Consider the following 14,584-nt stretch of genomic DNA (forward strand, 5'->3'; position numbering starts at 1 on the left):
CACGATGAATAAGCATAGCGAGAACGATGTGGTTGAGCCTTCACGTCGTCGATTATTGAAAGGAGTAGGGGCGCTGGGGGGCGCTCTTGCTCTGGCCGGTGGCTGCCCTGTTGCACATGCGGCGAAACCGCAAAGCGCGCCCGGCACGCTGTCACCCAATGCCCGCATGGAGACGCAGCCATTTTATGGCGAGCATCAGTCGGGCATCCTGACGCCGCAGCAGGCGTCCATGATGCTGGTGGCCTTTGATTCGCTGGCCAGCGATAAAGCCGATCTGGAGCGCCTGTTCCGCCTGCTGACGACGCGCATCGCGTTTCTCACCGCGGGCGGACCGGCACCCGATACGCCGAACCCGCGTCTGCCGCCAATGGACTCCGGCATTCTGGGGCCGTTTATCGCCCCGGATAACCTGACCATTACCGTTTCGCTCGGCGAGTCGCTGTTTGATGCCCGCTATGGGCTGGCAAAACAGAAGCCGAAAGCGCTGCAGAAAATGACGCGTTTCCCGAACGACTCCCTGGACGCGGCGCTGTGTCATGGCGACCTGCTCCTGCAAATTTGTGCCAATACCCAGGACACGGTGATCCACGCCCTGCGCGATATCATCAAGCACACGCCGGATCTGCTGAGCGTGCGCTGGAAGCGGGAAGGTTTTATCTCGGACCACGCCGCCCGCAGTAAAGGGAAAGAGACGCCGGTGAACCTGCTGGGCTTTAAGGATGGTACGGCCAACCCGGACAGCAGCGATGCGGCGTTGATGAAAGACGTGGTATGGGTGACGGCGGATCAGGGCGAACCGGCGTGGGCGGTGGGCGGCAGCTATCAGGCGGTACGGATTATCCAGTTCCACGTGGAGTTCTGGGACCGCACGCCGCTGAAAGAACAGCAGACGATCTTTGGTCGCGATAAGCAAAGCGGCGCGCCGCTCGGCATGAAGAACGAGCATGACGTGCCCGACTACGCCAGCGATCCCAATGGCGATACCATCGCGCTGGACAGCCACATTCGTCTGGCTAATCCGCGCACCAAAGAGACGCAGTCCAGCCTGATGATGCGTCGAGGATACAGCTATTCGCTCGGCGTGACCAATTCCGGCCAGCTTGATATGGGCCTGCTGTTCGTCTGCTATCAGCACGATCTGGAAAAAGGCTTCCTGACCGTGCAGAAGCGGCTCAACGGCGAAGCGCTGGAAGAGTACATTAAGCCTATCGGCGGCGGCTATTTCTTTGCCCTGCCGGGCGTGCGCGATCGGAACGCGTACCTCGCTCAAGGTCTTATTGAAGACTGATAATTGTCCCCGCAACCGTTCGCGGGGACATTATTTTTTCATATGACTATCCTCCTGTTATATTTCTGTAATATTTCTATATGAGACTGATTTCACCTGTAGGGACAGTCTTAAAAGTTGCACTCAGGTAAAATAAATGTTGCATTTATGATAACTCCTGATGTAATTAAGATAAGACAGCGGTAGTTCCCGGCAGTGATGCTGAATCACTATGGAGATCGCGAATGGTTGCGTCCTGTACTGGACAAGGTAAACATAACAACCGCAGCACCCGGCGCGGAGGCTCAGACTCCGGCAGCGATTTCCTCACCACTAAATTCTCCCCCCTTCCTCAAGAATCTGATTCGACCGACGTGCAGAACGGTGCGCGTAGCTGTTCCGTATCGTTATCCGATAAAGCAAGCAATGGCTTACAAGGAAGCCAACCCTCTGATGTTCGTGCGCATAATCGTGCCGAAGCTGGCGCGTGTGATGAATACCAACAACTCAAGGTGCTATCCATGGGAAGACAAAAAGCAGTGATCAAAGCTCGTCGCGAAGCAAAACGTGTGCTGAGACGGGATTCACGTAGCCATAAACAGCGTGAAGAAGAATCGGTCACCTCGCTTGTGCAGATGAGTGGCGTAGAAGCAATTGGCATGGCCCGAGACAGCCGTGATAATTCTCCAATTGTGGCGCGCAATGAGGCTCAGGCGCACTACCTGAATGCTATCGAGAGTAAACAGCTCATCTTTGCAACCGGTGAAGCCGGATGCGGGAAAACCTGGATTAGTGCAGCCAAAGCGGCGGAGGCGCTGATTCATAAGGACGTGGAGCGCATTATTGTTACCCGTCCTGTACTGCAGGCTGATGAAGATCTCGGCTTCCTGCCCGGAGATATTTCGGAGAAGTTTGCTCCGTACTTCAGGCCCGTCTATGACGTGCTGGTGAAGCGACTGGGTGCATCCTTTATGCAGTACTGCCTGCGACCAGAGATTGGCAAGGTGGAAATCGCGCCGTTCGCCTATATGCGCGGACGTACATTTGAAAATGCGGTCGTCATTCTTGACGAGGCTCAGAACGTGACCGCTGCGCAAATGAAGATGTTTTTAACGCGCCTCGGGGAGAACGTGACGGTTATCGTTAACGGCGATATTACCCAGTGTGACCTGCCATCCGGCGTGAAATCCGGGCTGAGCGACGCCATGTCACGTTTTGAGGAAGATGAGATGATTGGGGTGGTACGCTTCACCAAAGAGGACTGCGTGCGTTCAGCGCTCTGTCAGCGCACGCTGCAGGTCTATTCCGACTAAAGGTAAAGCATTATCGCTTTGCCTCTTTCCTGTAATGTCTTCCCGGCGTAATGCCGGGAAGTGTCGTTTATACTCCACAGAAATTCTCCTTATTTAAACACCAGGTTGCTGAATTAATAATTTCGATTATTAAGTGGGTGGGTGTTCTTATTCTTTTTTACAGAAGTGTGATATGAAGTGATAATACCCACAAAATACCTGTGAATATAATGAGCGCGCTAATTGTTAGTTAAAAATTAAACGTGAATGTGGTCACAGAACATTACTACGAAGTAAAAATTAAGTTGGTGTCTTCAGGTGAGTTATCTATGTTTCGTACTTGTTCGAACAAAATTCTAAGAAGAAACACAACAGGGGAGCTTTTTCCCTGAAACATCACGCTGAGGGTCATACATGAACGAACTGGTTGGTGCTATTAATGGTGTAATCTGGAGCCCTGCGTTAATATTTTTATGTCTGGGTGTCGGCCTCTATTTCTCGCTGCGTAGTCGCTTCCTGCAATTACGGCATATCAAACATATGATTACCCTGATGTTCCAGGGGCGTCCTACCGATGCAGGCGTATCGTCGTTTCAGGCGCTGACGATGACGCTGGCAGGCCGCGTGGGGACAGGGAATATCGCCGGTGTGGCCACGGCAATTACCTTTGGCGGTCCGGGCGCGCTTTTCTGGATGTGGATAGTCGCTTTTTTAGGTGCCAGCTCCGCATTTGTCGAATCCACCCTGGGACAAGTTTATAAAGAAAAAATTAACGGTGAATATCGCGGCGGCCCTGCCTTTTATATTGAAAAAGGTTTAGGCGTTAAGTGGTACGCATGGTTATTTGCTATTGTGACTATTTTCTCCTGCGGATTATTACTTCCGGGCGTGCAGGCAAACTCGATAGGAGCGAGCCTGGATATTGCTTTTGGTCTGAGTCCGAACGTTACGGCGGCATTACTTGCGGTGCTGTTAAGTTTTATTATATTCGGCGGTGTGAAAAGGATCGCCAGCTTTAGCAGCATGGTCGTTCCATTTATGGCGCTGGGGTATATTATTGTCGCCTGCGTGATTATCGCTATTAATATTAACCAGCTCCCTTCGGTTATTCTGCTGATCTGGAAAAGTGCGTTCGGCCTTGAAGCAGGTTTCGGTGCCATCCTGGGTCAGGCCATCATGTGGGGCGTTAAGCGCGGCGTCTATTCCAACGAGGCCGCGCAGGGGACCGGGCCGCATGCATCCTCTGCGGCGGCAGTAAGCCATCCGGTGAAGCAGGGGCTGGTTCAGGCGTTCTCGGTCTACATCGACACGCTGTTTGTCTGCTCCGCGACCGGGTTTATGCTGCTGATCACCGGGCTGTATAACGTCCAGGGCGTCGACGGTGCAGCGCTTTATACCGGGATTGCTGGCGTGGCCGCGGGTCCTGGCTATGTGCAGACGGCGATGGAAAGTATGATGCCAGGTTTTGGTAATTACTTTGTTGCCATTGCGCTGTTCTTCTTTGCCTTCACGACGATTATTGCCTACTACTATATTGCCGAAACTAATATCGCCTTCATTAACCGTAAAATTCACCGTCCATGGCTGACATTCCTGCTCAAGCTATGTCTGATGGCCTCCACGGTATATGGCACGGTTCGCACCGCGGATCTGGCATGGGGACTGGGGGATATCGGGGTAGGGCTGATGGCGTGGCTCAACATTATTGCCATTGTTCTGTTGCATAAAAAAGCGTTTGCCAGCCTTAAGGATTATGAAATCCAGAATGCGCAGGGGCTGGATCCACAGTTTGACCCGGTTCGGCTGGGAATTAAAAATGCGGATTACTGGCTTGATGGGCGTAAGGATGAGGATGGTGTTCAGCCTGAACAGGTTTCATCGCTTGAAAGAAAGCAGCCGGCAGCAAAGTTGAATAGCTGAGTAGCGGTTTGAGACGGGCCCGTACTTTAGTGCGGGCTTTTTTTGTCGCTAAGGCGGCTGAGTCCGTACCGGGGGGGATTGACTCGCTTCGCTCGCCCTACGGGCAGCCTGTTCGCTGCGCTCTCAGTCTGTCCAACTGGCTACCGCCAGTTGTCGAACCCCGGTCGGGGGTTCTCATCCCCCCTTTTCGGAGAATATAAAAGAAAAAAGCCCGTACTTTCGTACGAGCTCTCATCTTAAATATGGCGGTGAGGGGGGGATTCGAACCCCCGATACGTTGCCGTATACACACTTTCCAGGCGTGCTCCTTCAGCCACTCGGACACCTCACCATATTGTTTTGCTGCCTGACCGCTTGGGGGGCAACGGGGCGCTACTATAGGGAGTTGCGCTAACACGGTCAAGCAGATTTTCAGCTTTAGTGCCTGTTCGGTTAAGCATTAATCAGCTCCACGGTTTTTACGTCGTGGAGCAGAGGATTAACGCTGTGAATCGAGCACTTCGCTGTTTTTAACCACTTCCTGTGCTTTACCGTAGCTTTCGATCAACAGCCGGTAAGCCGGGAAGATGTGGGTATACACCTCAGCCCACTCAGCCGCGTCCTCACGGTTCCAGGTTCGCTGGATCTCGGAGGCCACCGCCGCCGTATCCATCGGAACCACGCCGGCCTGCACCACGCGCGCCAGGGTGATCTCCTGCGCCATTTTGCTGTAGGTACCGGAGGCATCAATCACCGCAAACACTTTATAGCCGTCCGCCACCGCGCTGATTGACGGGAAAGCCATGCAGACGCTGGTGATTGTGCCCGCGATAATCAACGACTTACGCCCTGTCGCTTTCACCGCCGCCACAAACTCCGGGTTATCCCAGGCGTTGATCTCGCCTTTACGGGCAACATACTGCGCATGCGGCGCGTTGGCGTGGATCTCCGGGATAAGCGGTCCGTTCGGTCCCTGTGGGACGGACGCGGTGGTGATCACCGGGATCTTCGCCAGGGTAGCGATTTTTGCCAGCGCAGCCGCACGGGCGCGCAGTTCCGGCATTGGCATATCCCCAACGGTCTGGAACAGACCGCTCTGGTGATCGATAAGCAACATCACCGCATCGTTCACATCAATAACCGGACGTGTGCCATTAAAATTCGCAGGTGTAGACATTATCTTTTCCTTTATTACGTTCAGATCCGGCCGAAGCGGCCGGAGTTAAAATCACGAATGGCTTCGTTGATTTCGCTTTTACTGTTCATCACAAACGGGCCATAGCCCACGATGGGTTCATTCAGCGGCTCGCCGGCCATCAGCAGCACTTTGGCATCGCTGTTCGCCTCCAGGTGCAGTTTGTCGCCTTCCTGGCTCAATACGACCAGCTGAGCTTCACCCGCCTGCGTTGTGCCGTTCACCGTGATGTTGCCTTCAAGCACGACCAGCGCGGTGCTCCAGCCTTCGGGCTGATTGAGCGTCAGGTGGCTTCCCTGGTTCAGCGCAATGTCCCAGACGTTGAGCGGTGAGAAGGTGTGCGCCGGGCCGGTTACAGCCTCGTAGCGACCGGCAATGACCCGCAGCGAACCGCTGTTGTCCGGTAGCGTCACGGTCGGGATCGCATCCTTCGTAATGCTCTGGTAGCCCGGAGCCGCCATCTTGTCTTTGGCCGGCAGGTTGACCCAAAGCTGCATCATTTTCAGTTCTCCGCCTTTCTGCGAGAACGCGCTGGAGTGGAACTCCTCGTGCAAAATGCCTGCACCTGCCGTCATCCACTGCACGTCGCCGGGGCCAATGACGCCGCCTTTGCCCGTAGAATCGCGATGCTCCACTTCACCGGAATAGACGATGGTGACCGTTTCAAAACCCCGGTGAGGGTGTTGGCCTACGCCGCGTTTCGCCCCATCTGCCGGAAAGGTGTACGGGCCCGCGTAGTCCAGCAGCAGGAATGGGCTCAGCGGCTCGCCGTGCGTCTGATAAGAGAACATTGAACGGACCGGGAAACCATCGCCAACCCAGTGCTGGCGGGGAGCGGTATAAACGCCTGTTACGTTTTTCATGATTAACTCCTGATGTTCTGTTGATGTAATTAGCTTATATTCAGAGTTAATATCCCGGTAGATAGTGAAAATGGCATTCACTGTTCTGAAAATGGAACGATGAGGATTTATGCAGGATCTCAATGACTTCGTCTGGTTTGTGAAGGTGGTGGACTACGGTGGCTTTGCCGCGGCGGGAAGGGCGCTTGATCTGCCAAAGTCCAGGCTAAGCCGCCGGATAGCGCACCTGGAAGAACGCCTTGGCGTGCGGCTTATCCACCGAACAACCCGACAGTTTACGGTGACCGAGGTCGGGCAGACCTTCTACCAGCACTGTAAAGCGATGATGGTGGAGGCCGAGGCCGCGGAGGAAGCCGTTGCGGCACTGCAGGCTGAACCGCGCGGTGTTGTCAGAATTACGTGCCCGATAACTCTGTTGCATGTCCACGTGGGTCCGATGCTGGCCAGATTTATGGCGCGCTACCCCGGGATCAGTCTTCAGCTTGAGGCGACCAACCGGCGGGTAGACCTGGTGGGTGAGGGGGTTGATATCGCTATCCGCGTACGCCCGCGTCCGTTTGATGACAGCGACCTGGTATTAAGGGTGCTGGCTGACAGGGGTCATTGTCTGGTCGCCGGTCCGGCCTTAATTCAACGCCTGGGCGAACCCGTTGTGCCATCTGAACTCAGCGCCTGGCCCGGGTTAAGCATGAACGAGGGGAAACATATTCATAAATGGGCGCTGTCAGGTCCCGGAGGTGCCAAAGCGGAGATCCATTATCACCCCCGATTGATTACCACCGATATGCTGGCGCTACGTGAAGCTGCCATGGCCGGCATCGGCGTGGTGCAACTGCCGATTTTGATGGTCAAGGACCAGCTGGCGTCAGGGGAACTGGTACGGGTGCTCAACGCGTGGGAACCCCGACGGGAAGTGATTCACGCGGTTTATCCTTCGCGGCGCGGCCTGCTGCCGTCGGTCAGGACGCTGGTGGATTTTCTGACCGGAGAGTATGCGCGGATGGTGGAAGAGTAATACTTCCCTCTCCCCTGGGGAGAGGGGAAGGGTGAGGGGGGGATTGACTCGCTTCGCTAGCCCTACGGGCAGCCTGTTCGCTTCGCTCTCAGTCTGTCCAACTGGCTGTCGCCAGTTGTCGAACCCCGGTCGGGGGTTCTCATCCCCCCTTTCTGGAGAATATAAAAGAAAAAAGCCCGTACTTTCGTACGAGCTCTCATCTTAAATATGGCGGTGAGGGGGGGATTCGAACCCCCGATACGTTGCCGTATACACACTTTCCAGGCGTGCTCCTTCAGCCACTCGGACACCTCACCATATTGTCATCCCGTTGTTGCCGGGACGGGCGCTAATGTAAGGAAAAGCCGAACTGCCGTCAACTCACTTTTTCAGTAATTTAGCGCGTTTAGACAAACTTCAAGCAACCTGACTCCTAAATGTGCACAAAGCGCCTCTTTTATCAGCAACGCGGTTTCCTGATAAATTTGTTATGCTGGCAATCCACTTGAAAATGAAAACAAAACAGCGCAATAAAAGGCAGGAATAACCATGGATATTCTCTTCTATCACCCTACATTTGATACCGCTTACTGGATTGATGCACTTTCGGCGGCGCTGCCCGGCGCACGCGTTCGCGAGTGGAAGCGTGGCGATAATGAACATGCTGATTATGCGCTGGTCTGGCACCCGCCGGTTGAGATGCTACAGGGGCGTAAACTGAAGGCGGTTTTCGCGCTCGGGGCGGGCGTTGATTCGATCCTCAGTAAACTGAAAGCGCACCCAGAAATGCTGCCTGAAAATATTCCGTTGTTCCGTCTCGAAGATACGGGAATGGGCCAGCAGATGCAGGAGTATGCCGTGAGCCAGGTGCTGCACTGGTTCCGCCGCTTCGACGATTATCAGGCCTTTAAACAGCAATCCCACTGGGAGCCGCTGCCGGATTATCGACATGAAGATTTTACCGTTGGGATCCTCGGCGCGGGTGTGCTCGGCTCAAAAGTGGCAGAAGCACTCGCTTCGTGGGGCTTCCCGCTACGTTGCTGGAGCCGCAGCCGTAAGGACTATCCGGGCGTTGAGAGTTTTGCCGGAACGGATGAGCTTCCGGCCTTTCTGAAAGGCACGCGTGTGCTTATTAACCTGCTGCCGAATACCGCCGAAACGGTGGGCATTATCAATAGTACTCTCCTGAACCAGTTAGCCGAGCAGAGCTATTTAATGAACCTCGCGCGCGGGGTCCATGTCGTGGAAGGCGATCTGCTGAAGGCGCTGGAAAGCGGAAAGCTCAAAGGCGCCATGCTGGATGTCTTTAGCCGTGAGCCGCTGCCCGCGGAAAGTCCGCTGTGGTCGCATCCACGCGTCGCGATGACCCCGCACGTGGCTGCCGTGACGCGTCCGGCAGAAGCGGTGGCGTATATATCCCATACCATCAGCGAAATGGAAAAGGGTAACGCGGTCACCGGACAGGTCGACAGACAGCGCGGCTACTGAGAGAAACCCGGCGTTCGCCGGGTTTTTGCTAATATTCGCCGCTGATACCTGCTATCCTTTGGAAAAACCGCAGAGGAGAGAGAGATGTATCCCGTTGACCTGCATATGCACACCGTCGCCAGCACTCACGCGTATAGCAACCTCCATGATTATATCGCCCAGGCGAAGCTTAAAGGCATCAAGCTGTTCGCGATTACCGATCATGGCCCGGACATGGCGGATGCGCCGCACTACTGGCATTTTGTGAATATGCGGATCTGGCCACGCCTGGTGGACGGTATTGGGATACTGCGCGGCATTGAGGCGAACATCAAAAATACCGACGGTGAGATCGACTGCACCGGCCCGATGCTGACGTCTCTTGACCTTATCCTCGCCGGTTTCCATGAGCCGGTTTTCCCTCCCCAGGATAAAGACACCAACACCGCGGCGATGATTGCCACCATTGCCAGCGGCAATGTGCACATTATCAGCCATCCCGGTAACCCGAAGTATCCGATTGATATTCAGGCTGTCGCGCAGGCGGCAGCGAAGCACCGCGTGGCGCTGGAGATTAATAACTCCTCCTTTATTCACTCGCGTAAGGGCAGCGAAGCCAACTGTCGCGACGTGGCGGCCGCCGTGCGTGACGCGGGTGGCATGGTGGCGCTGGGATCAGATTCTCATACCGCGTTTACGCTGGGTGATTTCAGCGAGTGCCTGAAAGTGCTGAATGATGTTAACTTCCCGGAAGCGCAAATCCTGAACGTGACCCCACGCCGCATGCTCAATTTCCTCGAGTCGCGCGGAATGGAGCCGATTGCCGAATTTGCCGATCTTTAATTGTGTAATGGAATCATAAAAATGAACGAGTTTTCCATCCTCTGCCGCGTGCTGGGTACGCTCTATTATCGCCAGCCGCAAGACCCGCTGTTGGTTCCGCTCTTTACGTTAATTCGTGAAGGCAAACTGGCGCAGAACTGGCCGCTGGAACAGGATGATTTACTGGAACGTCTGCAAAAAAGCTGCGACATGCAGCAGATTGCGACGGACTACAATGCGCTGTTCGTCGGCGATGAGTGCCGCGTTTCGCCATACCGTTCAGCCTGGCAGGAAGGGGCAACGGAAGCGGAAGTCCGCGCGTTCCTCTCCACGCGCGGTATGCCGCTGAGCGATACGCCGGCCGATCATATCGGTACGCTGCTGCTGGCGGCGTCCTGGATCGAAGACAACGCTGGTGATGATGAGAACGACGCCATTGAAACCTTGTTCGAAACGTACCTGCTGCCGTGGGTCGGGACATTCCTGGGTAAAGTCGAAGCGCATGCCGCTTCGCCATTCTGGAGAACGCTGGCCCCGCTGACCCGCGACGCTATCGCGGCAATGTGGGATGAGCTGGAAGAAGAAAACGAAGAGTGATACATATCACATAAATTCTGCAACTCAACATTCCAACTTGCACGTAATGTGCTGCTGATCTCATTTCTATGGTGCGCTTCTGTTAAGATGCGCGCCATGAACATATTACTTTGTATCGCAATAACGACAGGTATTCTCTCCGGACTCTGGGGATGGGTTGCCGTGTCTCTCGGATTGCTCAGCTGGGCCGGGTTCCTCGGCTGTACCGCCTATTTCGCCTGTCCGCAGGGGGGCGTCAAAGGGCTCTTTATCTCTGGCTGCACGCTGATGAGCGGTGTTATCTGGGCGCTGGTGATCGTGAAGGGCAGCGCGCTGGCACCGCATCTGGAAATCCTGGGATACGTCATGACGGGTGTCGTCGCCTTTTTAATGTGCATCCAGGCCAGGCATCTGCTGCTTTCATTTGTGCCGGGAACCTTTATGGGGGCATGTGCGACCTTTGCAGGGCAGGGGGACTGGAAGCTGGTGGTTCCCTCCCTGGCGCTGGGATTGCTGTTTGGCTATGCCATGAAAAACAGCGGTCTATGGCTGGCGTCGCGGCGGGAAAAAGCGCAAAACATCACGGCGGTGAGCGAATAAAAAAAAGGCGAGATAATCATCTCGCCTTTTTTATGCGCTTCCTGTCAGGATTCCGGAGGGACTGACATATCGCGGTATTTCACCAGAATCGGGTTCTGCACGTCTGCTTTGTTTTGCAGATCCCACAGCCCGCGGTCTATACCGTCGTTAATTAAGTAGATCACGCCGGTTTCAATGGCTGACATCAGACACATCATGACCGGTTCGTTAGAGGTGTAGCCGATTTCACCTTCCAGCAAACGCTGGTAATCGATGAAGCGGAATACCCCAGCCTGAACTTCATAAGACAGAATGGTTTTGCTGGTGTTCACTGAAGAGAGCACTTCGCCTGTACTGACGTTAACCACACGCAGGTTAACGGCGATTTGGTCGAGCTGATACTGGGTATCCGCACCGATACCGAAGTAACGTGCTCCCGCACCACCTGATTTAACGTTACTTTCGTAGCCAATAATCGATCCTTCAATCATCACGTTCGCTGCTGCCAGAGATTCCAGAGGCGTTCGGTTATTGGCCGCGACGGTACCATTTTCCTGTGCGGCGCGAATGATTTTCCGTTCATTCAACAGGTTCTGGAGACCCTGACGTTCCAGCGGAATAAACCAGTGCGAATCCTTGAGCGCGGTAACCAGCATCGCGGTGGCGCTTTGCGGCACGGCCGTGGAGAAGTTACTTGCCGGGTAAGGTTTAAATTGCCCGGTTTCATCCTGAATGTTGTATACGGAGACAAATATTTTCCCCGTTGGAGCAGGTAAATGCGTTAAATCACGATAACTCTGGGCCCGAGGCATTAATGTAGGTTTTGCAGCTTCTTTAGGTGGAGCAGTTAAACAACCGCTCAATAAGCACACTGCAACAAATATCAGGAAGCGCTGCATGATCGTTGTCCTTATTTAGCTATTGTTTAAAAGTCAGTTGAATTACTTTGTAGACCGGAAACCTGAATGGTGGAGATTCTTCCGGTTTTTCGATCGGTTACGTTCAACTGAAGCTGTCCGTCCGTGTTGGCGATATCAACGATAAAGTCGTTGGTCACCATCCGGCCGGGTTTACCGGTATTAATGTTGGTCAGTAACCCACCTAAAATCTGCGACTGGATAGCCTGAGTGAAGTTGTCCAGTGCGGACGGGGTATCAATGCTAAAATCCTTTAAGCTCGGATCCTTATAGGAGTTTTGCGCCTGGGCTTCGTTCAGCAGGAACGCGCCGTTATTAGGGTTACCGCCAAAGTTAGGGTTACGGAACTGAAACGTCATGTTTCCGGCCCAGCTGATGGGTGTTATCAGCATTATCGAAACAACTGCATATGCAATACGCATGACAGCCTCCGCATATCGGTTCGCTAGAACTCGTCTTTTGCTAAATCGCTGGTGCTTAATAGGGCTTTATCTATTTGCAGGCGATTAATAGCGTCTTCTGATTGTTCCAGTGCTAAGACGACGTTTTTATCGAAGTCTATTTTGGTCGGGAATAAAAACGTTTGATAAATAACGTTCTGATTAGCCGTTATTGTTATCCAACTTCCCCATCGTGCACTGGGCCGCTCGTTGATTGTTATATTACCCGTGTAAGTACTGTCCCATTTGTCACTGAAGGCACGGTAAAAAGTGTGCCCGACCGATGAGACAGTGTGGTCTGTTAACAATCCGGGAACTTCGACCTCGACGGCCTTCAGATTCCCGGCAGCGAGCAGGTAACTCGCTGCGGCGATCCAACTCAACGTGCGCTTCATGTGATTAACGCCTGAGGTTATCGTTTGCCCACGAAACAGCCTGAGTTCGGTTTTTCACAGCTATCTTCTTGAAAAGATTATAAAGGTGCGTCTTTACCGTATTTTCGCTGATAAATAACGAACGGGCGATTTCAATATTTGAAGCACCAATGCGTAACTTGTTCAGGATCTCTTTCTCACGGTGCGTGAGCAGGGCTGACTCTGAGCTGTTATAGCGATAATTTCCGGAATGCGTGATGAGATAGCTGGCAAGCTTTTGCGAAAAATAACACTCTCCGCGCAATATACCTTGCAGCCCCTCTACCACCCGGTCTTCTTCTTCCGTGACGTAGAACACGCCATTGATATGCGGCCAGCTTTCAATATCTCTGAAAGGATATTCATCAGGCGTATTCAACAATAGCACGCGGATATTATTGTTTTTCCTGCTTAAAATATCTTGCCAGTAATGGATAAGCTTTTTATCAGCTTCCATCATATCGAAAAGAATGATGCTGCCAGGTGCAATATCATCAAAAGAACGTTGAATATTATGCAATTTCCCGTTCAGTGATAATGATTGCTTTAAATGTTGTAATAAAGCTGTCGCTTGCAAAGAAGGTTTTGTGATCAACAGTAATGTATGACCATGTAAACTATGGACTTCATTATACATGATGAAACCCCACTTTTTTTTGGCACCTGGCAGCTGTCCTCCTGTTTAAAAGAGGACACCAGAAGTACTGACAGATGTTGCACTGCTGTGTGTAGAATCAGACCATAACCTCCACAGGGAGGTAAATATAAACCAATTTCTTACATCTAATTTCAATCTAGCTTTTACGAAGTTTAAAGCAAGTGTTAAACATGTAACAAGATGTAAAAATCAATATTAATTTGTGAAAATCGGTTGTTTGGAATGGCAATAATTGATGAGAAAGTTGTACACATAAATAGAGGTGCACAGATTTTAAAAATCATACAAATATTTCTAATGGATTGATTTTTAATATCATTTTTTATTTTTGTAAAGCGATAATTAAGTATGAGTTTCAGATGATTTCTAAGCCTACGAATGAGTGAATGACTGGCTTAAGAAAAGAGGCTTCGTGTCACGCGTTGAGAAAAATGTTCTCCTGCCGTTACGTTTAAACAACCCGGGAGGACGCGTGGACAGCCTTCGTGTCGTTGTACAACCCTTTCGTAATACACCTTTAATAAAAAATATAAGCTGGCCTGATTAAAGTCATTTTTGACGTAAATTACGACTTTGTGGTGAGCCGATAAATAAAAATAAGCCGCGTGGGTGAGATATTTAAAATGTTTCAGCGGACATACTCTTCACCGTAACGACGCGTTAACACAATACGAGTCGTTTTAACAAGTAACATTGTTAAAGGGTTATGGCACGATTAAATAGCCAGGTCCAGGGTGACAACATGAAAAACGCATCGTTAATTATGATGTTTACATTACTGGGTGCGCCTGGATTTGTAACCGCAGCGAATTCAGATTTGGCAAATTCTGAATATAACTTTGCGGTTAACGAATTAAGTCTTTCATCACTAAATCAGGCAGCCATTATTGGTCAACGGGGCGTTTTCAATAACGCTGAGGTTAGCCAGGACGGTTCAAGACTCTTATCCATTGTATCCCAGGATGGGGTAGGTAACAGAGCGAGAGTTGATCAATCAGGGGGTTACAATATTGCCTGGATCGATCAGAGCGGTAACGCGAATGATGCAGGTATTACGCAAGATGGATACGGTAATAGCGCGAAAATTATCCAGAAAGGGTCGGGTAATAGAGCAAATATTACGCAGTACGGTACGCAGAAAACCGCAGTTGTAGTGCAGAAACAGTCGCAAATGGCGATTAACGTTATTCAACATTAGCGCG

Annotated in this window: 15 protein-coding genes and 2 tRNA genes; 9 read left to right on the forward strand and 8 right to left on the reverse strand. The window is 52.2% G+C overall.

Annotated features, from left to right (window positions below; all coding sequences use genetic code 11):
* Positions 1-4: 4 nt before the first annotated feature.
* The 3 genes from efeB to ACOTZC_RS01580 all read left to right on the forward strand — a co-directional run bounded on the left by efeB (position 5) and on the right by ACOTZC_RS01580 (position 4,479).
* Complete coding sequence (gene efeB / locus ACOTZC_RS01570) at positions 5-1,288, forward strand: iron uptake transporter deferrochelatase/peroxidase subunit (RefSeq protein ID WP_126302764.1); 1,284 nt, start codon at positions 5-7, stop codon at positions 1,286-1,288.
* A gap of 500 nt (positions 1,289-1,788) precedes the next feature.
* A complete protein-coding gene (phoH, locus tag ACOTZC_RS01575) occupies positions 1,789-2,580 on the forward strand; it encodes a phosphate starvation-inducible protein PhoH (protein ID WP_029740192.1) in 792 nt (263 codons plus the stop codon).
* 393 nt (positions 2,581-2,973) lie between these two features.
* On the forward strand, positions 2,974-4,479 hold the full coding sequence (locus ACOTZC_RS01580) for an alanine/glycine:cation symporter family protein (protein WP_045354582.1): 1,506 nt from the start codon (positions 2,974-2,976) through the stop codon (positions 4,477-4,479).
* 243 nt (positions 4,480-4,722) lie between these two features.
* Here ACOTZC_RS01580 and ACOTZC_RS01585 read toward each other — a convergent pair.
* The 3 genes from ACOTZC_RS01585 to ACOTZC_RS01595 all read right to left on the reverse strand — a co-directional run bounded on the left by ACOTZC_RS01585 (position 4,723) and on the right by ACOTZC_RS01595 (position 6,516).
* A tRNA-Ser gene (locus ACOTZC_RS01585) sits at positions 4,723-4,810 on the reverse strand.
* 147 nt (positions 4,811-4,957) lie between these two features.
* Positions 4,958-5,635: an isochorismatase family protein gene (locus ACOTZC_RS01590; protein ID WP_174259743.1), complete on the reverse strand. Its 678-nt coding sequence runs from the start codon at positions 5,633-5,635 to the stop codon at positions 4,958-4,960.
* 20 nt (positions 5,636-5,655) lie between these two features.
* Entirely contained in the window at positions 5,656-6,516 is an 861-nt protein-coding gene (locus ACOTZC_RS01595) for a pirin family protein (protein WP_045401823.1), read from the reverse strand.
* A gap of 109 nt (positions 6,517-6,625) precedes the next feature.
* Here ACOTZC_RS01595 and ACOTZC_RS01600 point away from each other — a divergent pair, with 109 nt between their 5' ends.
* Positions 6,626-7,531: a LysR family transcriptional regulator gene (locus ACOTZC_RS01600; protein WP_163353676.1), complete on the forward strand. Its 906-nt coding sequence runs from the start codon at positions 6,626-6,628 to the stop codon at positions 7,529-7,531.
* Positions 7,532-7,739: 208 nt separating this feature from the next.
* On the opposite strand, the gene ACOTZC_RS01605 is transcribed toward ACOTZC_RS01600, so the two are convergent.
* Positions 7,740-7,827 (reverse strand) — tRNA-Ser (locus ACOTZC_RS01605).
* A gap of 232 nt (positions 7,828-8,059) precedes the next feature.
* Between ACOTZC_RS01605 and ghrA the strand changes: the two genes are divergently transcribed.
* The 4 genes from ghrA to ACOTZC_RS01625 all read left to right on the forward strand — a co-directional run bounded on the left by ghrA (position 8,060) and on the right by ACOTZC_RS01625 (position 10,975).
* On the forward strand, positions 8,060-8,998 hold the full coding sequence (gene ghrA, locus ACOTZC_RS01610; protein WP_248193306.1) for a glyoxylate/hydroxypyruvate reductase GhrA: 939 nt from the start codon (positions 8,060-8,062) through the stop codon (positions 8,996-8,998).
* Positions 8,999-9,082: 84 nt separating this feature from the next.
* Positions 9,083-9,820 (forward strand): phosphatase, encoded by a 738-nt coding sequence (locus tag ACOTZC_RS01615; RefSeq protein ID WP_248193309.1) that lies wholly within the window; start codon positions 9,083-9,085, stop codon positions 9,818-9,820.
* Positions 9,821-9,841: 21 nt separating this feature from the next.
* A complete protein-coding gene (locus tag ACOTZC_RS01620; protein WP_047174858.1) occupies positions 9,842-10,396 on the forward strand; it encodes a TorD/DmsD family molecular chaperone in 555 nt (184 codons plus the stop codon).
* 96 nt (positions 10,397-10,492) lie between these two features.
* Positions 10,493-10,975 (forward strand): DUF1097 domain-containing protein, encoded by a 483-nt coding sequence (locus ACOTZC_RS01625; RefSeq protein ID WP_072162394.1) that lies wholly within the window; start codon positions 10,493-10,495, stop codon positions 10,973-10,975.
* 44 nt (positions 10,976-11,019) lie between these two features.
* Here the strand turns inward: ACOTZC_RS01625 and csgG are convergent, their stop codons facing one another.
* From csgG to csgD, 4 genes are read right to left on the reverse strand one after another with little or no spacing between them, the layout of a single operon-like run.
* Positions 11,020-11,853, reverse strand: coding sequence for a curli production assembly/transport protein CsgG (csgG, locus tag ACOTZC_RS01630; protein WP_024908984.1), 834 nt, complete (start codon positions 11,851-11,853; stop codon positions 11,020-11,022).
* A 26-nt stretch (positions 11,854-11,879) separates the two neighbouring features.
* Positions 11,880-12,293: a curli production assembly/transport protein CsgF gene (gene csgF / locus ACOTZC_RS01635; protein WP_023311106.1), complete on the reverse strand. Its 414-nt coding sequence runs from the start codon at positions 12,291-12,293 to the stop codon at positions 11,880-11,882.
* A gap of 23 nt (positions 12,294-12,316) precedes the next feature.
* Positions 12,317-12,706 (reverse strand): curli production assembly/transport protein CsgE, encoded by a 390-nt coding sequence (gene csgE / locus ACOTZC_RS01640; protein ID WP_047174860.1) that lies wholly within the window; start codon positions 12,704-12,706, stop codon positions 12,317-12,319.
* Positions 12,707-12,710: 4 nt separating this feature from the next.
* The gene (gene csgD, locus ACOTZC_RS01645) at positions 12,711-13,361 is read right to left on the reverse strand and encodes a biofilm master transcriptional regulator CsgD (protein WP_021240790.1); all 651 of its coding nucleotides are present in this window, start codon (positions 13,359-13,361) and stop codon (positions 12,711-12,713) included.
* Between the two features lie 763 nt (positions 13,362-14,124).
* Here csgD and csgB point away from each other — a divergent pair.
* On the forward strand, positions 14,125-14,580 hold the full coding sequence (gene csgB, locus ACOTZC_RS01650) for a curli minor subunit CsgB (protein ID WP_029739999.1): 456 nt from the start codon (positions 14,125-14,127) through the stop codon (positions 14,578-14,580).
* Positions 14,581-14,584 lie beyond the last annotated feature (4 nt).

The organism is Enterobacter cloacae complex sp. SHL009 (assembly GCF_049237205.1).
GTDB classification, from domain to species: Bacteria; Pseudomonadota; Gammaproteobacteria; order Enterobacterales; family Enterobacteriaceae; genus Enterobacter; species Enterobacter cloacae_M.